At 54.6% G+C, this 19006-nt stretch carries 18 protein-coding genes; all 18 read right to left on the bottom strand.

The genetic code is table 11. The annotated features are described in order from the left end of the window. Nucleotides 1-35: 35 nt before the first annotated feature. The gene (mreD, locus tag ACYP03_RS17380) at nucleotides 36-524 is read right to left on the bottom strand and encodes a rod shape-determining protein MreD (RefSeq protein WP_248143874.1); all 489 of its coding nucleotides are present in this window, start codon (nucleotides 522-524) and stop codon (nucleotides 36-38) included. After that, nucleotides 517-1380, bottom strand: a complete 864-nt coding sequence (gene mreC / locus ACYP03_RS17375) for a rod shape-determining protein MreC (protein WP_248143873.1) — start codon at nucleotides 1378-1380, stop codon at nucleotides 517-519. The genes mreD and mreC overlap by 8 nt, the downstream gene beginning before the upstream one ends. Before the next feature lie 40 nt (nucleotides 1381-1420). Then, the gene (gene mreB / locus ACYP03_RS17370) at nucleotides 1421-2464 is read right to left on the bottom strand and encodes a rod shape-determining protein MreB (protein WP_036749742.1); all 1044 of its coding nucleotides are present in this window, start codon (nucleotides 2462-2464) and stop codon (nucleotides 1421-1423) included. Nucleotides 2465-2653: 189 nt separating this feature from the next. Continuing rightward, nucleotides 2654-6172 carry a DUF6701 domain-containing protein gene (locus tag ACYP03_RS17365; RefSeq protein ID WP_459781308.1) on the bottom strand — a complete coding sequence of 1173 codons (3519 nt, stop codon included), beginning with the start codon at nucleotides 6170-6172 and terminating at the stop codon, nucleotides 2654-2656. Further along, a complete protein-coding gene (locus ACYP03_RS17360) occupies nucleotides 6165-6614 on the bottom strand; it encodes an MSHA biogenesis protein MshP (RefSeq protein ID WP_459781306.1) in 450 nt (149 codons plus the stop codon). The genes ACYP03_RS17365 and ACYP03_RS17360 overlap by 8 nt, the downstream gene beginning before the upstream one ends. After that, entirely contained in the window at nucleotides 6604-7347 is a 744-nt protein-coding gene (locus ACYP03_RS17355) for a PilW family protein (protein ID WP_459781304.1), read from the bottom strand. Before ACYP03_RS17355 ends, ACYP03_RS17360 begins: the two co-directional genes overlap by 11 nt. Next, nucleotides 7347-7958 carry a type IV pilus modification PilV family protein gene (locus tag ACYP03_RS17350; protein WP_459781302.1) on the bottom strand — a complete coding sequence of 204 codons (612 nt, stop codon included), beginning with the start codon at nucleotides 7956-7958 and terminating at the stop codon, nucleotides 7347-7349. Before ACYP03_RS17350 ends, ACYP03_RS17355 begins: the two co-directional genes overlap by 1 nt. Next, the gene (locus tag ACYP03_RS17345; protein ID WP_459781301.1) at nucleotides 7945-8451 is read right to left on the bottom strand and encodes a prepilin-type N-terminal cleavage/methylation domain-containing protein; all 507 of its coding nucleotides are present in this window, start codon (nucleotides 8449-8451) and stop codon (nucleotides 7945-7947) included. Before ACYP03_RS17345 ends, ACYP03_RS17350 begins: the two co-directional genes overlap by 14 nt. A 96-nt stretch (nucleotides 8452-8547) precedes the next feature. Further along, a complete protein-coding gene (locus ACYP03_RS17340) occupies nucleotides 8548-9018 on the bottom strand; it encodes a type II secretion system protein (protein WP_459781299.1) in 471 nt (156 codons plus the stop codon). 9 nt (nucleotides 9019-9027) lie between these two features. Then, nucleotides 9028-9642 carry a type II secretion system protein gene (locus ACYP03_RS17335; RefSeq protein ID WP_459781297.1) on the bottom strand — a complete coding sequence of 205 codons (615 nt, stop codon included), beginning with the start codon at nucleotides 9640-9642 and terminating at the stop codon, nucleotides 9028-9030. Nucleotides 9643-9846: 204 nt separating this feature from the next. Beyond that, nucleotides 9847-11067 (bottom strand): type II secretion system F family protein, encoded by a 1221-nt coding sequence (locus tag ACYP03_RS17330; protein ID WP_459781296.1) that lies wholly within the window; start codon nucleotides 11065-11067, stop codon nucleotides 9847-9849. After that, nucleotides 11067-12812, bottom strand: coding sequence for a GspE/PulE family protein (locus tag ACYP03_RS17325; protein WP_459781294.1), 1746 nt, complete (start codon nucleotides 12810-12812; stop codon nucleotides 11067-11069). The genes ACYP03_RS17330 and ACYP03_RS17325 overlap by 1 nt, the downstream gene beginning before the upstream one ends. Nucleotides 12813-12816: 4 nt before the next feature. Further along, nucleotides 12817-14067 carry a tetratricopeptide repeat protein gene (locus ACYP03_RS17320; protein WP_459781292.1) on the bottom strand — a complete coding sequence of 417 codons (1251 nt, stop codon included), beginning with the start codon at nucleotides 14065-14067 and terminating at the stop codon, nucleotides 12817-12819. A 2-nt stretch (nucleotides 14068-14069) separates the two neighbouring features. Further along, nucleotides 14070-14912: an ExeA family protein gene (locus ACYP03_RS17315; protein ID WP_248143863.1), complete on the bottom strand. Its 843-nt coding sequence runs from the start codon at nucleotides 14910-14912 to the stop codon at nucleotides 14070-14072. A gap of 5 nt (nucleotides 14913-14917) precedes the next feature. Next, entirely contained in the window at nucleotides 14918-16582 is a 1665-nt protein-coding gene (gene mshL / locus ACYP03_RS17310; protein ID WP_459781290.1) for a pilus (MSHA type) biogenesis protein MshL, read from the bottom strand. Nucleotides 16583-16593: 11 nt separating this feature from the next. Next, nucleotides 16594-16920 (bottom strand): MSHA biogenesis protein MshK, encoded by a 327-nt coding sequence (locus ACYP03_RS17305; RefSeq protein ID WP_459781289.1) that lies wholly within the window; start codon nucleotides 16918-16920, stop codon nucleotides 16594-16596. Continuing rightward, complete coding sequence (gspM, locus tag ACYP03_RS17300; RefSeq protein WP_330961420.1) at nucleotides 16913-17548, bottom strand: type II secretion system protein GspM; 636 nt, start codon at nucleotides 17546-17548, stop codon at nucleotides 16913-16915. Before gspM ends, ACYP03_RS17305 begins: the two co-directional genes overlap by 8 nt. Further along, entirely contained in the window at nucleotides 17545-18999 is a 1455-nt protein-coding gene (locus ACYP03_RS17295; protein WP_459781288.1) for a PilN domain-containing protein, read from the bottom strand. The genes gspM and ACYP03_RS17295 overlap by 4 nt, the downstream gene beginning before the upstream one ends. Nucleotides 19000-19006 lie beyond the last annotated feature (7 nt).

Below are 19006 nucleotides of genomic sequence, written 5' to 3'. Positions count from 1 at the left end.
TCAAACGGCACTGTCAAAAAAGGGGCGAAAGCCCCTTAACGAATTGAAAACTTACGGCGAATACGGCGCAAAAACAGAAACAGCCACGGCCAGAGCAGGAAATTAAGTAACACAGCCCACAGCCGATTTGGATCGAACTCGATTTCGACGATCAGATATTCCGCCCAGAATTCGACCAGTTTGCCCGCCAGTGATAACAAAGCCACGATCATCGCCTGTTGCCACAATGACAGGTTACGCATCACCTGAAAATTCAGCGCGACAATATAGCACACCACGGACATCATCATGCCGCGGATTCCCAGGGTTGAGCCGAGCAGCAAATCCCAGATCAGCCCCAGCACCAGCGCGGTCCCCACATTGACCCGATGCGGCAGGGCCAGCACCCAGTAAAATGCCACCAGCATCACCCAGGAAGGCCGGAAGGCCTCAAACTGTCCCGGCCACGGGGCTGCCTGTAAAATCAGCGCAACCACAAACGACAGCCAAATCAGCAGAATGCCATTGGCTCGAGTATTAGCCATCGACCGATTCTCCTTTGGTTATGACTTGTCTTTCTCTGTCGGTCGGCCAGACCAGCAGCAGATAGCGCAATCGGTCGAACTGCACGGTCGGCATCGCTTTAATTTGTGCAAAAGGCCGTTTATTGTCGAACGAGAACTCAGTGACCCGTGCAACCGGATAACCTTCAGGATAACGACCGCCCAGACCAGAAGTCACCAACAGATCGCCGACCTTAATATCGGTGCTGCTTGGCACATGTTCCAGCTGAATCTGGTCCTGTTCACCGCTGCCGGAAGCAATCACACGAATGTCGTTCCGCACCACCTGCACCGGGATCGCATGCGTCGGGTCAATCAACAGCAGTACCCGGCTGTTATGGGCACCGACATAAGACACCTGACCCACAATCCCTTTGTCGTTAATCACAGGCTGACCTTCATAAACCCCATCGACATGGCCTTTATCGATCATCACCTGATGACTGTACGGATCGGAGTCGACGGCCATGACTTCGGCCACCATCTTGCGTTCATCACGCACGAAAGGCGAACCCAGCAGTTCACGGAGTCGCTGGTTTTCCTGTTGCAGCTGGTCCAGCAAAAGCACATCGCTCTGCAGCACCAGTAAATCACGCTTAAGCGCTTTGTTTTCTGCCAGTAACCGCTGATGAGAGCTCAGCTGACTGGAAAGTCCGTCCAGAATTTCGCGAGGAAGATTTGCAGCGTATTGCAGTGGCGCAACCGCCGAGTTCAGGACATAACGAACCTGAGCGAAAGCATCAAGACGACGGTCGGCAAACATCAGGCCGACCGACAGTAACAAGGCAAGAAACAGGCGCCATTGCAGAGAAGGACCTCTGCCAAAGATAGGTTTCATGTAACACTATGACCTGTCTGGATATTTGCCGGGGTAGACATTAGTCTTCGCTGAATAGATCGCCACCATGCATATCGATCATTTCCAGCGCTTTACCGCCCCCACGAGCAACACAGGTCAGTGGGTCTTCAGCAACAACAACAGGAATACCGGTTTCTTCCGTCAGCAGACGGTCCAGATCACGCAGCAGTGCACCACCGCCGGTCAGAACCATACCACGCTCAGAGATATCAGAAGCCAATTCTGGCGGACACTGCTCCAGGGCTACCATGACTGCAGAGACAATACCGGTCAGCGGCTCTTGCAGCGCTTCCAGAATTTCATTCGAGTTCAGGGTGAAGCTGCGTGGCACACCTTCAGCCAGGTTACGACCTCGAACTTCGATTTCACGAACTTCATCACCCGGATATGCAGAACCGATTTCGTGCTTAATACGTTCAGCGGTTGCTTCACCGATCAGGCTGCCGTAGTTACGGCGAACATAGTTGATAATCGCTTCGTCGAAACGGTCACCACCGATACGCACAGAAGACGAATAAACCACACCGTTCAGGGAGATCACTGCAACTTCAGTCGTACCACCACCGATATCGATCACCATCGAACCTGTCGCTTCAGAAACAGGCAGACCCGCACCGATCGCTGCCGCCATCGGCTCGTCGATCAGGTAAACTTCACGGGCACCCGCACCCTGTGCAGATTCACGGATAGCACGACGTTCAACCTGCGTTGAACCGCAAGGAACGGCGACCAGTACACGCGGACTCGGACGCAAAACACTATTGTCGTGAACTTGCTTGATAAAGTGCTGAAGCATCTTCTCTGTGACGTAAAAGTCGGCGATCACACCGTCTTTCATCGGACGAATTGCCGCGATATTGCCCGGCGTACGACCAAGCATCTGTTTGGCTTCGTGGCCAACGGCCGCGACACTCTTGGTTGCTCCGGCGCGATCCTGGCGAATGGCGACCACTGATGGTTCATCGAGAACGATCCCCTGTCCTTTGACATAAATCAGGGTATTGGCAGTACCCAGGTCAATAGACAGGTCATTAGAAAACATGCCACGAAGTTTTTTAAACATAGTTTTCGGCTAATCCTGCAAGCTCAAAATTCGTAAAAATTGCGCCTAAATGTATCAAGGGGTCGGTAGCGAGACAAGATAAGCTTTGTCAAACCTGCCACAGATCCTCATTTTTAGGAGTTGTCAGCCTTTTGTGTTTGCTTTTCCGGCAGCGAACTGCGGTTAGAAACGATGTAAGCCCACACTTCCCTATTCATTCAGGGCCTGATTGATATTCATTTCACCGCGGTAAATGATGCGATCATTGCCGCGATAAAGTCCGAAAGTCACGACCGCTGACGGGTTTTCGTCCCCGAGGCCGCGCCAATCGTACAGCAGCCAGCGCTGAGGCACAGCCCCAACCTGTGTGCCAGCAGCAGAATCTTTGATTTCATTTTCGCCGGCTATCGGTGCCGGGATATCTGACACCAGTTTTTGCCAGAAGCGGACTTGCTCCCTGACAGCGGTGCCGGTGGCATACAGATCACCAGATTGTGAGGATCCACTGACAACCGTCTTTTCCCCGCCAGAAACCGTGATTGCCGGACTCTCTGGATTCGTGAGGCCCTGCCGGAAAGCATGCTGTCCGTCAAAGCGAGAAAATGAATCATCCCCATTCGTGACAAACTGACCTTGCGACCAGTATTCCAGAATCACCGGTATATTGACGTTTTCACCTTCCCGACCGACGCTGTCTTCGAGCCGCATCCGACCATAACGCGCATGAATGTCCCCATTCAGTGCTGCAGCCCTCTCCGGCGTGACACCATCCAGAACACGGATTTCCTGCGATTTTGTCTGAAAATCGGTACAACCATTCGAACCGCAATCTGTCCTGTCTCGCACAACCAGTCCCAGACTGACCGGATAAGGCCCGTCTGGCAGTGTCACTCTCGGACTGACACTGCTGACAACACGCAGAAAAGTAATGCTGTCTGCACGAATCGCCTGGAATGCCTTTGACCAGCTCTGATAGACCGTGTGCTCCGATAATCTCTCCGTCAGCTCATTCGCCGCCGATCCAGAAGCATCGTCATTGACGGCTCGCAGCAACACAGCTTCCTGATATTGCCCGGCAAAGTTGCCGTAATTTTGTGTGGCACCGCTTTGCTTATTCTGTGCTTCTATCGTGGCCTCAACCGAGAAAGGCTGTTCCATGTAGGTAAAGCGGTCACCGTTGGCATCCAGGACCAGGCTGTCTTTGATCACGAAATGATGCGGATAAAAGCGTCCGATTTCCCCAACGCCCTGATCCACCGTCATGCCCAGATAATCTGCATCCGCCTGAAGCCACACACTGCCGACTTCACTCCAGTTCAGGTGACTGAGGGTGAGACCTTGAGCAGCCTGCGCTGCGGTAAACTTCCCGCTCAGCGTTCCGCCAAGTATCCCTCCCGCAGCATCCGGCTCATCCGGTGAAGCCGGTTTGGCCGGAATTGACAGCGCAAACGGCGCACTCACAGATGCAACAGAGTAATAATTCGGTGTGGTTGCCACGCGACACCAGTCAGCGCGGGCGTACACTGTTGTTTCGACATCATGGCGACCATCTCCGGATAAATCCTGTACGGGGGCTGCCATTTCATCGGTCCAGATCACAGGTTTCAGGATCGCGGAAAAACTTTCCCCTGCCGCAGAAAAACCGGGGCCGCTGCTGGCAGTACCGGAAAAATCCGTCTTGCCGTTGCTGGCGGTAATTCCGCACAGTGCAAAAGTATATGGACGGGCCCACACGGTCTGCGTCCCTTCCAGTTGCGTCCAGTCGCCGAGTGCCAGATCATCCAGCGGCTGTCCGTCACCACGAATGCTGCATCCTCCGGATTTGGTACAGTTCGGATCTACCAGCTTCAATTGTGCCTGCCCGGCATCGAGATAACGGAGAAAAGTACTCGCCACGCCTTCTGCAAACGTCAGCGTTACACGAGATGTCTGCCAGTCCCCCGCCTTGTCTTTCAGTTCGATCGCCTTCGTCCCGTTGTCCGGCAGGGTGTAAGCGGTGCTCATATTGAGCAGGCGATCGCCGCTGTAATCTTTCGCGACTTCCGGTGTGCTCTGGCTGGCATCGCAGCTCATGGCCGACACCGCAACAGACTCAGGCTTCCCGGCCACCATTTTCAGGGCCTGATCCTGAAGCTGCAGTCTGAAAGGAACAAAACTGTACTGACCATTCGCTGTCGGATAACCATCCGAAACCAGACGGCCACTCACCTGAATGGTTTCAATCACTTCACTTTTCAGCCAGAGCCGGGTGATCCCGTTCACCACAGCAAAGCGCTGGCTTTGGCTGACATCTTGTCCTGTACCGTCGCTGGCCTGTTCATACCAGCTTGCCTGCCCGCTGACAGTCAGGTTTGTAGTCACATCTATACTGCCCTGAAAACCTGTTGCCAGCGCACCGGTTTTATCCAGCACCTGAAATTCCACCAGCTGACGCTCACACATCAGACTCAATGCCCGGGACGGGCTGACAATGAGCTGGTAATTCGTCTCCGGCGGTTGAAAGCACTGGCTGTTCCCGACAATCCGGGCACTGTTACTCATCTGCAACTGACAGGCTGTCACCGCACCGATTAAGCCCGTCTGATTCGACAACGCGACAGGTCCCTGCGCATAAATCCTGCCGTTGAACAAGCCTGCGGAATTGATATCGACGGAGTAATTGATGTTGACTGCCGGCGGACCATCCGGATGATGGCCCGGCAACGGACAGTCTTGCCCTTGGTTGTAGGCATAGATGGTCAGATTGTCACTCGGGCTGGTTGTATTCACCTGCCCTGCGACACTGAACCGGTCCCAGACATGCAATACGACCTCACCTTCAATGGTCATGGTGCCACGGACATCCGCACTGTCTAACCAGTATTCTCCGGCCGGAAAAGTCAAATTGCCAAACGGCTCAACCGACAGGCCGAAATAAGGAGAACCCAAAGAAGACGCATAATAAGTGCCGGGAACCGCACGCTCACTCCCGATGACGACTTTATCCCTCACCTCAGTAGTGCCCGTTGTCGTCCAGGCCAGATTTCGTTTCTGGGCCATCTTGCCATTCAGGGCACAAATCACTCCGTCACACAGTGCTTTAACATTATCCCCGGGCGAGTATGGGGCTGGGTAATCCGTGTCAATAATGGCATTACTGAAACCAACGCTGTGATTGTCCGTATGAGTGATTTGCGTGCCGGCATCGGAAGTGAACAAATGATTCTGATTTCCGACCCAGGTCTGCGCCGGTCCTGGGAAAAGTTCACACACATCGGGGGAAACAGGTAAATCTGGCGCGGAATCATCAATGGTGCAGGACATGCCCTCAACCGCAACCCCGTCCACCTTGATCGGAACACTCTTGATTGGAGATAAATCGGCAAAGACTGTTGTCACCGCTCGCCACACCACCGGGACAGACCCCGATTCATACAGATAGTAAGTCAGCCGTCCTTGCTTATTCCCAAGCTGCTCATATTCCAGCCAGATGTAATAGTCACCGCCAGCCACCGTCTCTGTATCTGAGATAATTGGCGAGATGGACGCATCATTACTCCAGAGTGCCAAAGGCCGCGTGTCGTTCTTCTTGGTCGCATAAATGGTTTCTTTCAACTGGGCATTATGAATCTGATAAGCCACATTAAACCTGCTGTCGGTCCGGATATCATTACACTGCTCAGCCGACGCCCAGGCCTGCTGACAAAACAGCAGTAAGGTAAACATCATCCATTGCCAACCATTACTCATGTGCCAAATCCTTTGCCCAAAGTACCTGCGTCCGGGTAACCGTATGGGGACCACTGCCACAGCTTGCCTCGCTGACCAAATAGTAAGTATTCACTGACTCGTTCGTTGATGACTCACACGTCACTGTTGCGCCGCACCCGCCATTCCCGGACGGAGCAAAACGATAAGGAGCCCCGGTCGCCGGATTGAGGCTGTCGCAAACCGTCAGCGACGAACCGCTGCCCGCCACAGGAAACAGCCGGTTCATGATCACTTCATTCGCAGAGTGTGCTGTCAGCCAGGCGCGAGTCGACAGGACCTCACGGGTTGTCATGTCTTGGCTGGAACCACTAACCCGCAACATGGCCGCGGCAATGGCAGCCATCACCACAATCACGAAAATCGCAACCACCAGTGCGCTGCCCTGTTGCCGTCTGGGAGAGTTCCGCCTGCTATAAGACATTGATCACCTGTACACTCTGACTGTATTCCGAGGACTCCCGGCTGACCGGGTCGGCAAATGTCATCTCCAGATGGATCAGCCCGTTGCTGTTGAGTTCACTGCCGGATAGCGCCACATCAAAACGATTCAGCTTATCGGTCAGTTCCTCACCCGCCCCCTGATTCACCCGGCGGATCAGACGCTCACCTTCCTGACAGAAAGCCACCCGCCGTGAAAACAGATACAGGCGCTTCCCGGGAGAACGGTCTCCCAGCCATTGTGAAAGCTGGAGCGTGGCTGTGGGATCGGCAAGTGTCGGTTGCTTGCTGGTGCCGGTGATCACCATACTGTCGTCATCCGCAGCCTGATATTCCCCTGCACCGGTAAAGCCTGCCGCCGCCCGGTAGTCTTTCAGTTCCCGATTCCACAACGCAATCTGCTGCGCATCGGGCGGCACCAGAACGTGCAGCCCAGACATATCCGGCTCACTGCGATAAGCAGCAACCAGATAGACCGGATAAAAAGACAGGCAACCCTTGCTGAAACTGAGGCTGTTCGGGGCCGCGTGACGGATTTCACGCGTCAGCCGCTCAATCACAAAACGGGCCTCCGCCTGAAGCCTTTCACGGTGAATGGTGTCGGTATACCCCTGCGCGCCAAGCTGAAGATAGGTTCCGATGCCCAGCGTGATAAATGCCAGCACCACCATCGCCATGATCATCTCTATCAGCGTAAATCCGCGCATCGGGCGCATCAGTAATTACTCCTGAACGCAGTGAAAAGATAGTCTCCGTATCGCGTGGTTTTCACCAGCACACGAATGCGTTTTTGAGCCGTAACTGTTGTCGATGCGCCATCAAAAGCATCAAGTTCATAACCGACCTGCACTTCCAGCCAGATATTGCGGTAATCACTCTCATCCGCCACGGAAACCTTGACCAGATCCTGCAGGTTGCCGAGGCGGTTCAGGCCGCTGCCCGCACACTGAGCGGAAGTCCCCCAGCATCCGGTAAAGTCATCCACATCATCGGCCGCACCGACATTGAGCAGGTTGCTGATCAGTTCGCTGCCATCTCCTCCCAGCAAAGCCGGGGGGGTGCAGGTGTAGCCGGCTTCTCCACAACGAATCACGCTGTCATTAAACGGGTCCGATTGTTCGTCGAACTTTCGTGCCAGAATTTCATTCATCGCGGCCTGCCCGATTGCTGCGGCCCGGGCCTGATAATGCGGAACTGCCGATTCTTCGGCCTGTGGGAATAAAAAGCTGACCAGCATGACCAGCGCCATCGCCATGATCACAATCGCCAAGATCCCTTCAATCAGCGTAAAACCGTGTTGCCTTCCGGCCGTATTACGAGCAGGCATGGATATAGCCCTCACGGTTGATACAGAGCGACGCAGACTGCGCATTGCGGGAGGTAAAAGTGATTTTGCAAATGCTGGCGCAAAGCTGAATTTTATTGCCGCTGCTGTCTGACTGATATGGCCGACCCAGCAGATCAAAACGGATTTCGCCCTGAGTTGTCCCGGAAACCGTCACGCCATCTTCCTGGGTCGTCAGTGCACGGCCGGAATAAGTGGTATCAGCACAAGTCGCGGGACCAAAGCGATCGGGTTGCACGATGAGTGACAGGCAAGGATCCTGTGTCCCCTGAGGTGTATTGTTGCTCATGGCTCTGAGCTGGATCTGGCGTGCCAGGCTGACAGCCTGATCGCGGGTCAGATAGGCATCGAAGCTGCTGCGGCCAATCAGGCGTGAAGCGGCTGTCATACCGAGGATGCCCAGCAGTATGATCACCAGAATCAGCTCAATCAACGTAAAGCCGCATTGCCGGCCAGCGCGGTATTGGCACGCCATGCTGTCACCCGAGACGCCCTGTAAAAAAGAAAAAAGGGGCAGGAGTCCGCCCCTCAAGCTCAACGCATTTGGCTCATACTCATCAGCCAGAAAATCTTAATTCATTGTGCAACCGTCACCAGTCACCACTTGTGTTGTCGCAACGGCGCCAGAAGTTGCCTGAGTGTATTGTACGTAACAGCCATCAGTCGTTCGGCCAGAGAACGTATAACCAATCTTTCCGGTTGGTAACGCAGCCCCGCCAGTCACACTGGCTGGCGCAACAATCCAATCCGCTGACTCAAACGCGGCACCGATACCGTCTGTTGCTGCAGTCGGATAACCAAAAATGGTTTGCACGCCGTCAACAGCAACCTCTGTCGAGGACGCCTCATTCCCGCGGATCGCAGCCTTACCGTAAACAATTCCAGCAGCCCCATCCATCGCGCCCTTCAACCCCTGCAAGGCCGAATTCCGCGCATCATCCTGTAAATCTAAAAAACGTGGTGCCGCAGTGACAGCCAGAATACCGAGAATCACGATCACCACTACCAGTTCAATCAGGGTAAAACCACCTTGACGTTTCATTACTGACTCCTAATTATTGTGTTCTATCTTCATATCAATCCGGCCCAACGCCGGCGTGTAAATAAAAGAATGGCCGGCGGTTATTGATTTCATACCGGTCCAAAAATCACTGGCCGAAGCCAGCTGGTAATAACGACAAAGCCGGTGACCGCTGACTACCTCAGCTCTGACGAAATACTGATATTGTCCTGAAACTGCCGCTTTATCATCCAGCGTGGCCGACGGCGGGCTTTGCAAAAGTCCCCCCATCAGATCCAGGCAATCCTGAGCAGAAACGGCCGACAACTGGTCACTTCCCTGCCCGGATAAAGAAAATGGATATCCTGCTCGTCCTCTGATGTCGGACGACGTCAGGTTAAACAACGTCCCGTCATAACGAACCTGATTGAGGAACCCATCCGGAAACGGTTCACGGGGCCTTCCATCGGCTTCCCACTGCACCCGCGCAGAAATGACGGCGGCAGAAAAGTTGCCAGCGACGCCTTGCAGTGCCGCCACTCTGGCCTCATTGGCGATCTGGATATACCGGGGAATGGCAACCACAGACAATATACTGACGATAACGATCACCATGATCAGCTCTATCAGTGTGAAACCTATTTGTCTGTTCAGACACTCATTCATACATTGCCAAAATCATGACGATTTGACGTCAAAATAAACATCACCATTCTCTCACTATCCTAAAAAAATACCAGCAAAAATAACGGGGATAATTCAGTTTTTTCATATGATTTACGTGAACTTAGCACCCATTTCCCGCCAAAATAATGACAAGAAAGTTACTACTGAATGGCCAGAACAACTTTCTGCAGAAAACGATGGGACTCAAAGCCCGCTCCGGGCCAAATCCAGTAAGTTCCACATCGGTAAAAAGATGCCCAATGCCAGGATCAGCACCATACCGGCCACGACCGCCAGCAGGAATGGTTCTATCCGGGCAGTCAGGGTTTTCAGATCGTAATCAACTTCGCGATCATAAAAATCCGACACTTCATGCAGCAATTCGTCTACCTGACCCGTTTCCTCACCAACAGCGATCATCTGCAGCACTAATGGAGTAAAAATACCGCTCTGCATGGCAGTCTGCGTAATACTGCTCCCCCCTTCGATGCCGCTTTTCATCTCCAGCAGCCGATTTTCCAGATACTGATTTTCCAGCGCTTCGGCAGATAACTGCAGCGCCTGATTCAGGGGGACACCAGCCCGGATCATTAATGCAAAAGTCCGGGAAAACCGGGACAGCTGAGCCCGGTTCACTATGTCGCCAACGACCGGGACTTTCAGCCGCCAGCGATCCCATTTTTCTTTGCCTTCTGCGGTCTGCCGCCAGGCTTTGACGCCAATCCAGCTCATCAGCGCAGCGCCCAGCAGCAAGGGCCAGTAATTCATCAGAAAATCTGAAGTACCAATCAGAAGCCGGGTCGGTAAGGGCAGCTCGACACCAAAACGACTGAACATGCCGGCAAATTGCGGAATCACTTTGGTATTGAGCACGATCATCGCCAATACAATTGCCGTCAGCACAAACGTCGGGTAACGCATCGCCGACTTGATCCGGCGCCGGGTCTCCAGTTCCTGCTCGTAATACTGCGCCAGCTGTAACAGGGCATCTTCCAGCCGCCCCGTGTTTTCCCCCACGTGGATCATGGAAACAAACAGCTCAGAAAAGACTTTCGGATGCAATTTCATCGCCTGCGATAGAGCCCGGCCATTGGTCAGCTCGACTGTCACTGCATCCAGCGTGGTACGTAATAAGGGATGACTGGTACTTTGTTCCAGTCCCTTCATGGCCCGCAGCAACGGCACACCGGCTTTGGTCAGGCTGTATAACTGACGGCAAAGGATCACCAGCGCTTCCTGAGGAACCTGTCGCTGAAACAACTCACCGAGATTCAGTTTTCCCTGGCTGTGCCCGCGCCGAATTTCCAGCGGAATGATCCCCTGCCGCATGAGCTGCTCCGCTGCTGCCTCTTCCGTCGCAGCTTCCAGCTGTCCTTTTTCCAACTGTCCCTGACTGCTCCGTCCCCGGTAATCGAATGTCGGCATCAATGATGCTCCAGGGCAGACGCCAGCAAGGTATCAAACTCTGGGGCCAGATAGTCTCCTTCGCTCAGCGTCAGCACTTCTTCCAGGCTGGTCCTGCCATTCCGGGCCAGCGCCATCGCGGACTCAATCAGGGGCTGATAACCTTCAGTTGTTCGTGCGAGCCGGGCAAAGGTCACAGTATCACTGGCCCGCAGGGCATCCATCATCGCCGGTGTCATTTCCAGCAGTTCAAACACCCCGATTCGCCCTTTATATCCAGTCAGATTACAGCTCTGGCAGCCCCGGCCTTGCCGGAAATTCTGATCAGCTGACTCTGGGAAACGGGCTTTCAGCCACTGCCGCTGCGCCGCATCCGGTTCACTATCTTCCGCACAGTCCTGGCAGACCCGACGGACCAGTCGCTGCGCGAGCACAGCCCTGACCGCACTGGCCACCAGATACCCCGGTGCTTGCATGTCGATCATCCGTAATGCACTGTCAACCGCATCGTTGGTATGGAGGGTCGATAACACCAGATGACCGGTCAGAGCGGAACGCAGACCAATTTCAACGGTTTCCTGATCCCGCATTTCACCCACCAGAATGATGTCCGGATCCTGCCGCAGAAAAGTTCGCAGGATCGAAGAAAAGGTCAGACCGATCTTGGGATTGACCTGTACCTGATTCACCCGCGGCAGGCGATATTCCACCGGATCTTCCGCAGTGATCAGCTTTTTACCCGGTTTGTTCAGCTCGCTGAGCGCACCGTACAAAGTGGTGGTTTTACCGGATCCGGTAGGCCCGGTGACCAGAATCATCCCATGGGGACGTTTCAGCTGGCGGCGAAAACGAGACAAAATCTCCGGCGGCATTCCAATTTCATCCAGGCTGAGGATCCCGGCCGACTGATCAAGCAGACGCATCACCACCGACTCGCCATACTGCACCGGCATCGTCGAGACACGCACATCCACCGAGTGGCCGCGCACTGTGACATGAAAACGCCCGTCCTGCGGCAGACGTTTTTCTGAAATATCCAGCCCGCTCATCAGTTTCAGGCGCAACACCAGCGCCGAGACGATCGCCGATTCATTGATCAGGGTCTCGTGAAGTATCCCATCGATCCGCTGGCGAATCCGCAGCACACTGGCATCCGGTTCGATATGAATATCCGACGCGCCCACCTGAATTGCATCTTCAAACAGAGAGTTGATCAGTTTGACGACGGTGACTTCTTCGTTGTCGAAATTGTCGACCGTAAAGCTGAAGTCCCGGTTGTCCTGATGCTCAGCATTCAGCTGCTCGGCAAAAGTGACAATTTCCTTGGTGCGGCGGTAATACCGGTCAAACGCAGAAATCAGTTGTCGTTCCGGGGCGATCACCAGCTCAACCCGGTACTGATAGAGCTGATTCAGCACCGCCTCCTGCGCCGCCAAATCCGCCGGATCACTCATAGCCACCCGCACCGTGTCGACCTTATGGCTGATCACCAATGCCCGCAAACGCCGGGCATGGACTTCCGGCAGCAGACCGACAGCCTCGCTGTCGACCGATACCCGGTTCAGATCGATCAGGGGAATATCCAGCTGCCGGGACAAAAACGACAGCAACTGCTGCTCACTCAGAAAGCCCATACTGATCAGGGTATCTCCGAGCTTACGCCCGGTGCTCTGCTGCTGATCCAACGCCCGATCCAGCTGCTCCTGTTTGACAATCCCTTCCTCAACCAGCAGATCGCCCAGACGTTTACGTAACCGAAGTTGCATCAGTTCACCCCTCCTGTGCCTTCAGCGTGCTGAGACGCTGACGGATAAACTGCTGAGAAGCGCCGGACACCTGCCCCAGTTTCAGGGCTTTGCTGTATGCGGCCACGGCCTCGGCTGTTTTCTCACTGCGATCCAGCGCGATCCCCAACCCCAGCCACCAGCGGCCGTCAAAAGGTTCTGCTTCGATAAGCTGCTGATAGCTGCTCAGCGCCAGCGGCTGATTGTTCAGTTGCTGTGCCAGCGCCCCCCGCAGGGCCAGAAACTCACTCTCGGGCTCTCGGGGCAGCTTGCTCAGCACATCCAGCGCCACTTTCGGCTGAGATTCACTGGCCAGCAATTTCGCCATCGTCAGGCGCAATGTCTGCTGCTCAGGCTGTTTCGCTAACCCTTGCTGCAATGTCAGCATCGCCCGGCGCACATCCCCACGGCCGTAATACAGCGCCGACAACTGCTGGCGGGCTTCCACCCGGTCCGGCTGATAGTCCAGAACCGACTTGAGATATCCCAGCGCTTTCTGGCTGTCACCTTCGCTCAGCGCTTTCATCGCCTTGTCGTAATCCACCTGAGCCAGTTGCTTCGGCGGCAAAGCCACGCTTTCAATCGACAATTCGGTATCTTTGCTCTCTTCTACCACGGGGCCCGCATCATCCGCAGTCACTCCGGCTGGTTTCGGTGATACAGGGGCAACAGATGCCAATTTTCGCGGTTGGGCCTGATTCTGAGCCCGTGTCTGACTTGGCGTTTTTGCCGGTACAACAGACTGGATATGCCGCTGGCTTTTCATTTCAGCAACCGCTTTATCCGGCTGTGGAGAATTGCCGACAACCGGTTCCGAGGGAAACTGAGTTTTTGCGTCTTTCTGAGCGGAGCGATCTGTTGGACGCTCAGTCGGAGGTTCAGCAGAAGTTTGCTGGCTTAAAGCCGCCCCCTCCGCGGGTTTCGGAGAAGGCTTTGCTGAAACAACTGGCGTCACTTGATGATTCTCATGCCCGTCATCCTGCTCAGGGGATGACAGTGTGTCTGAAACAGGCATCGTTTCGCCCGCATCCGTATGCATCACGACTGGTTCACGGTCCTGCTGACCAAACCACCAGCCCGTTGCACCAGCCACGCCGGCAATCATGAGTCCCGAAAATAACCAGAGCGGCCACCGGGCTTTCGGCAATGGCTTGATCCGGGCGGCTTTCAATTCAGGTGCGCCCTGAGACGCGCCGTTCTGGCTCAAACTGTTGAGCATCTGATTCACCTGACTCATGCTCAGTTCCATCCCCATAAAACCGGAAAAGACCAGCGCGGCTGCCGGGCGGCCCGGGTATCCTCAATGGCCGCACGCACATCAGCTTTGCCCACAGAATCCCGTCCGGCACTGCAGGCCATAATAAACGCCTTATGACACAGTTGATTGATCAAACGCGGGATCCCGCCACTGGCATGCCAGATTTCTTTCTGCCGTGTCAGCGGGATCAATCCCGGTTCCGCACCCGCTTTCCCGAGCCTGTGATCAATATAAGAGGCCGTCTCAGCCAGATCCAACGGGCGTAAGACAGCACGGAAAGTAATCCTCTGATGAAACTGACGCAGTTGCGGGGTCGCCAGCCGGGTATCCAGTTCAGGCTGGCCCAGTAAAACGACATGCAGCAATTTTTCCTGTTCCGTTTCCAGATTTCCCAATAATCGCAGGGCTTCCAGCGCCTCATCGGGTAGTGCCTGAGCTTCGTCCAGCAATACCACCACAGAACGCCCGGCCCGCTTGCGCTCCACCAGTGCGCTGTGGAGGGATTCGGTCAGGGTCAGATGATCCTCTTCCGGCTCAAGCCCGAGCTCTTTTGCCAGGGCCGCACGCAGCTCCCGGCCACTCATGGCAGGAGTCGGCAGATATGCCAATTCGTACTGTTGCGGTAATTGCCGGACCAGCATCCGGCACACCAGTGTTTTTCCCGTCCCGACCTCACCGGCAATCTGGATAAACCCTTCTCCCATCGCGAGTGCCGACAATGTCATCCGGATTGCTTCCAGATGCGGCGGCAGCGCGTAAAACAATTCAGTGTCCGGCGTCAGCCGAAAAGGCAGTTGTGTGAAACCAAAGTGCGCCAGATACATTGGCCTTACCCCTCATCCGGGAACCATTGATCAACCAGTGAGCGTGACCGCTCGATTTCCTGCTGCCAGGTCTGATCGCTCACGACGGTTGGTTTCAGCAGGATCACCAGCTCAGTCTTCGTCTGTACCTTGTTGATATTGCGGAACAGATACCCCAGCCCCGGAATATCACCCAGCAGCGGGACCTTGGTTTCCAAGTCTTTCAGTGACGATTTCATCAGACCGCCAATCACCACCACATCGCCGCTGTTTGCATGGATCACCGAATCTGATTCACGGACCGAGCTTTTGGCCAGCGGCAGGCTGTAAGTGCCGAAAGTATCACCCAGTGCGATATCCTTGATTTCCTCAGTCACCTCAACCACTGTGGGGTGAACATGCAGTAAAACGCCGCCATCATCGTCAATCTGAGGGGTAACATCGAGAGAAATACCTGAGAAGAAAGGCGTCAGCACCACATTCGGTGAGGCAACGCCGCCATCCGTGATCGCTTCTCCGCCATCCACTTCGGTCACAAAGTACTGATCTCCCCCGACTTTGATCACCGCTTTCTGGTTATTTGCCGCGGTAACCCGGGGGCTGGACAGCACGTTCAGGTCTCCCTGGGTTTGAAGGAAGCTCAGGACGGCAGAAAAATTCCCGTCCGTGATCGTAATATTGGTCTGCCCGTCCAACAGATTGGCTATCTCATTACCGCCCGGCAGCGCAGAAGGACCGGTCCGGCCAAAAATGATCCCGGTACCGCCAATGGTCTTGGTAATATTGCTCCAGTTGATCCCCTGCTGATAACTGTCATTCAGGGTCACTTCCATGATCTTGGCTTCCAGTACCACCTGTCGCTGCAAACGCTTTTTCGAAACCCCGAGAAATTCCCGCACTTCCCGCAATTCATTCGGAAAGGCTTTAACGGTCAGCAGACTGGCCTGCGGTGACACAACAATGCTCCGTCCCTGCCCGGTGCCAATCATGGCCTGTACGGCTCGCTGCAACTGATTCCAGAAATCACTTTCAGAGCGGGTCTCAATCCGGGTTCCGCCGGTTGAATACGAAGTACGCTCACTACTGTCACTGCGATTGTTATTGTCCTCTTCATTATTGCGGGTCCGGCGATAATCATATGACTGATAGTTGCCGTCATTCTTGGGATCACTGATGGAGCCCGTAGTCAGGGAAGTCAGTGATATACCGCGACGCTGCAGCTGCAGGTAATCTACCGGGATCACTTCCGTCCGCAGAGCAGCCGGGAAAACCTGGATGATATTGCCCTTGCGCTCGACGTTGTAACCATACATATCTGACACCACATCCAGCACTTCATCCAGCGTAACATCCTGCAACGACAGCGTAATACGGCCGCTGACATTGGGGTGGATCACCATGTTAAACGCGGTGCCATGCACCAGACTGGAGAAAAATGCACGGGCCTCAACGCCGCGGGCATTCACACGGAAACGCCTTTCGTAAGCACCACTGCGCCCGTATCCCTGCCGGTTCAGACTGGGCATGAGATCAGCACTGACAGCAGAAGGCAAATCTGTCAGCGGACGGCTCTGTGCCTCATTCACCGCCTGATTTAATGCTTCTTTCACTTCAACGGGTTTGTGATGGCCCATATTTGCAGCGCAGGCCGTCAGCAACAAAGTCATGATCCCGGTTAACAATAAGCGCATGTCAGCTCACTTTATTCGTGTATTTTGATCTGTTCTTGAAACAGCGCCAGTCGCCATTGCCGGCCACCACGCTGAAGGATAACGGCATCATCCTGTACGGATTTCAGGGTATAACCGCTGATCTGTTCACCGGGCTGCACGACTCGGTTATCCAGAATCACACTGCATTTTTCCTGCTGCGGACAGACAATTCCCTGCAGTTCGGGAAGCCGGCGCGTCACCGTTTTTTTCGGTGCGGCCGGCGCCTGCCAGCCCAGCGGGGCTGTCGGATCGCTTTCGGCCCGGGCCAGCAGACTGATCCCTGCCAGTAAGAATGCGAGACAAGCGTTTCTAACCACCAATGAAATCCTTACTTTCACCCAAGGTATATACATCAAGTGTTATATCAGACCAGGGATAGATGTCGACCTGATACTCCAGACTTCGCCAGTAATATTTCACCGGTAAGGCTTCCAGCTGCTGCAAATAATTCACCAGGTCAAAATACCGGCCGCGCAGGGTCAGACGTACCGGGTGAATGTAATACCCGGCATCCTCGCCATGAACCAGCTGAGCGGGTGGCAGGGATTCCAGAGAAACCAGTTTCAGCCGCTGAGAATGCTGCAGAACCTGATCCATCAGAGTGGCCATCTGAGCCGGTGTGACCAGACTGGCGACCCGCTCTTTCAGCGTTTTGTCCAGTCTGGCATTCTTTGCTTCCAGCCGGACAATCTGCTCATCCAGCTCTTTGTCCGGGTCTGTGTTGAGCTGGCGCTGAATCTGATGCAATTCACCATGACTCCGGATGAACTCCGCCTGTATCGCGTGATACTGCAGCTCAGCCGACAGCCGGACTTTCTGAAGCGGCTCGACCAGCAACTGATATCCGCCCAACAGCAGCATTATCCAGCCAGTTACTGCCACCAGCCATTGTTCTCTGCGACTGAGCTGGTCGAAACGCTCGGCCAGCATGGACCAGATTTTCATGGCTGCTCCTCATCTTGCCGTTGTGCATGCAGCTTGAAAGTGACGACGTTCTGTTCATTTCTGCCCAGCGTCATGACTTCAAATCCCCGGTTTGTCAGTTGCGGATAACGTGAAAAATTCTGAAGCCAGTTAGGCACGGCATTCGGAGAACTGGCGACCCCTTCCAGATCCAGTTTGTCACCCTGCAGGTGAATCCGGCTGACGGAAATCTCCTGACTCGCCGCCTGTGCCAGTTGCCGGAGCAGCGAGGCAAAACCGGCTTGCAGGCTTTTGTCATGCATGACGATGGCTTTCAGCGTGGCCTGTTTGGCTGCAAGCTGCTGTTCCAGCTCGCCGTTCAGTTTCACTTTAAGTTCACTGGGCAGATGGCGCGCCAGTGCCGCTTTTGCAGTATCCAGCTCTGTTTTTTTCTGGCTGAGACGAAGCTGTTCCTCCGCCAGTTGCTGTTGAACCCGGTGCTCCTGCCAGCTTTGCCAGCCAGCGAAAGAGGCCAGCAGCACAGCTCCGATCGCCCAGCTGGCAGCCAGATTCGGCAATGTCAGCAATCGGGATTGCGGCTTCAGACTGTCATGATACAGGTTGAGGATCGGTTGATGTGCCAGTGCCGCCCAGGCGACCCGGGCATCATAATCTGCCAGACCGGATGGAAACTTGCTGACTGCCGCCACGGGAACACTCAGCCGCCGTCTTAGCGCCTCCGCGAGCAACTCATTGTCTTCGCTGTCACAGCTCACCAGTACCTGAGCAATCGGCATGTCGCGCAGCTGAGCACTGAGAAAATCGAGAGAGCGCTGCAATTCCAGCGCCAGTCCGTCAATTTGCAGGGAAGACGGTTCTTCTCCCAGCAACGGCTGGCGGAAGCCTCGCAACTGACGCTGAAAACACATCACCTGTTGTTTAAACGCAGTCAACTGAAGCCCGGATTGATGACGGCCATGCAGCACCAGCTGACTCTGGTGAAGATCCGTCAATTCACCCAGGACCACCTCATCGGCCGTGATCACTTCCGTGACACAGCCCAGCGACAGACTGGCCAGAACCAGTCGCTGCACCAGCTTTCGCTCTGCAACAAAGACCTGCAGACGTTTTTTCAAGGGTTCGTCGTACCCGCCGGCAACCAGATTCGCCGGGGATTCAGACACCAGATCCTTCACCAGGAAAGGCAGCGCGCTGGCTAATTCCTGATGCGGTAAAGCGGGTTTATCAATTGTCAGGCTCTGATAAAGGCCATGTCCGAGGACAAAACGGATTCGGCTGCCTGCGAGCTGATACTGAACAATCAGACTTTCCAGTGCCTGGCCCCAATTGTCTCGCGAACCAAGCTCCCGGCTGTCGCAGATCCAATCAGTGCCATCCCCGGATTGACTGACAAGTGTCAGCTTATTTTCGAAAACAGCAAAACTGGCAACCTTACTGACAGTTTTCCGCTTCAGAAGCTTTTTGATCAGCATGTTATCA

This window comes from Photobacterium sp. R1 (assembly GCF_054600795.1).
The sequence above is the reverse complement of the archived record's forward strand: the minus strand, read 5'-3'. Positions and strand labels throughout refer to the sequence as shown.

What these genes read in the sequence shown, in the direction of transcription:
- mreB (WP_036749742.1), bottom strand. Translation starts at nt 2,464, where the DNA reads ATGTTTAAAAAACTTCGTGGCATGTTTTCTAATGACCTGTCTATTGAC.
- ACYP03_RS17365 (WP_459781308.1), bottom strand. Translation starts at nt 6,172, where the DNA reads ATGAGTAATGGTTGGCAATGGATGATGTTTACCTTACTGCTGTTTTGT.
- ACYP03_RS17320 (WP_459781292.1), bottom strand. Translation starts at nt 14,067, where the DNA reads ATGAGTCAGGTGAATCAGATGCTCAACAGTTTGAGCCAGAACGGCGCG.
- ACYP03_RS17330 (WP_459781296.1), bottom strand. Translation starts at nt 11,067, where the DNA reads ATGCCGACATTCGATTACCGGGGACGGAGCAGTCAGGGACAGTTGGAA.
- ACYP03_RS17335 (WP_459781297.1), bottom strand. Translation starts at nt 9,642, where the DNA reads ATGAATGAGTGTCTGAACAGACAAATAGGTTTCACACTGATAGAGCTG.
- ACYP03_RS17350 (WP_459781302.1), bottom strand. Translation starts at nt 7,958, where the DNA reads ATGCCTGCTCGTAATACGGCCGGAAGGCAACACGGTTTTACGCTGATT.
- mreC (WP_248143873.1), bottom strand. Translation starts at nt 1,380, where the DNA reads ATGAAACCTATCTTTGGCAGAGGTCCTTCTCTGCAATGGCGCCTGTTT.
- ACYP03_RS17315 (WP_248143863.1), bottom strand. Translation starts at nt 14,912, where the DNA reads ATGTATCTGGCGCACTTTGGTTTCACACAACTGCCTTTTCGGCTGACG.
- ACYP03_RS17360 (WP_459781306.1), bottom strand. Translation starts at nt 6,614, where the DNA reads ATGTCTTATAGCAGGCGGAACTCTCCCAGACGGCAACAGGGCAGCGCA.
- mshL (WP_459781290.1), bottom strand. Translation starts at nt 16,582, where the DNA reads ATGCGCTTATTGTTAACCGGGATCATGACTTTGTTGCTGACGGCCTGC.
- ACYP03_RS17295 (WP_459781288.1), bottom strand. Translation starts at nt 18,999, where the DNA reads ATGCTGATCAAAAAGCTTCTGAAGCGGAAAACTGTCAGTAAGGTTGCC.
- mreD (WP_248143874.1), bottom strand. Translation starts at nt 524, where the DNA reads ATGGCTAATACTCGAGCCAATGGCATTCTGCTGATTTGGCTGTCGTTT.
- ACYP03_RS17325 (WP_459781294.1), bottom strand. Translation starts at nt 12,812, where the DNA reads ATGCAACTTCGGTTACGTAAACGTCTGGGCGATCTGCTGGTTGAGGAA.
- gspM (WP_330961420.1), bottom strand. Translation starts at nt 17,548, where the DNA reads ATGAAAATCTGGTCCATGCTGGCCGAGCGTTTCGACCAGCTCAGTCGC.
- ACYP03_RS17355 (WP_459781304.1), bottom strand. Translation starts at nt 7,347, where the DNA reads ATGCGCCCGATGCGCGGATTTACGCTGATAGAGATGATCATGGCGATG.
- ACYP03_RS17340 (WP_459781299.1), bottom strand. Translation starts at nt 9,018, where the DNA reads ATGAAACGTCAAGGTGGTTTTACCCTGATTGAACTGGTAGTGGTGATC.
- ACYP03_RS17345 (WP_459781301.1), bottom strand. Translation starts at nt 8,451, where the DNA reads ATGGCGTGCCAATACCGCGCTGGCCGGCAATGCGGCTTTACGTTGATT.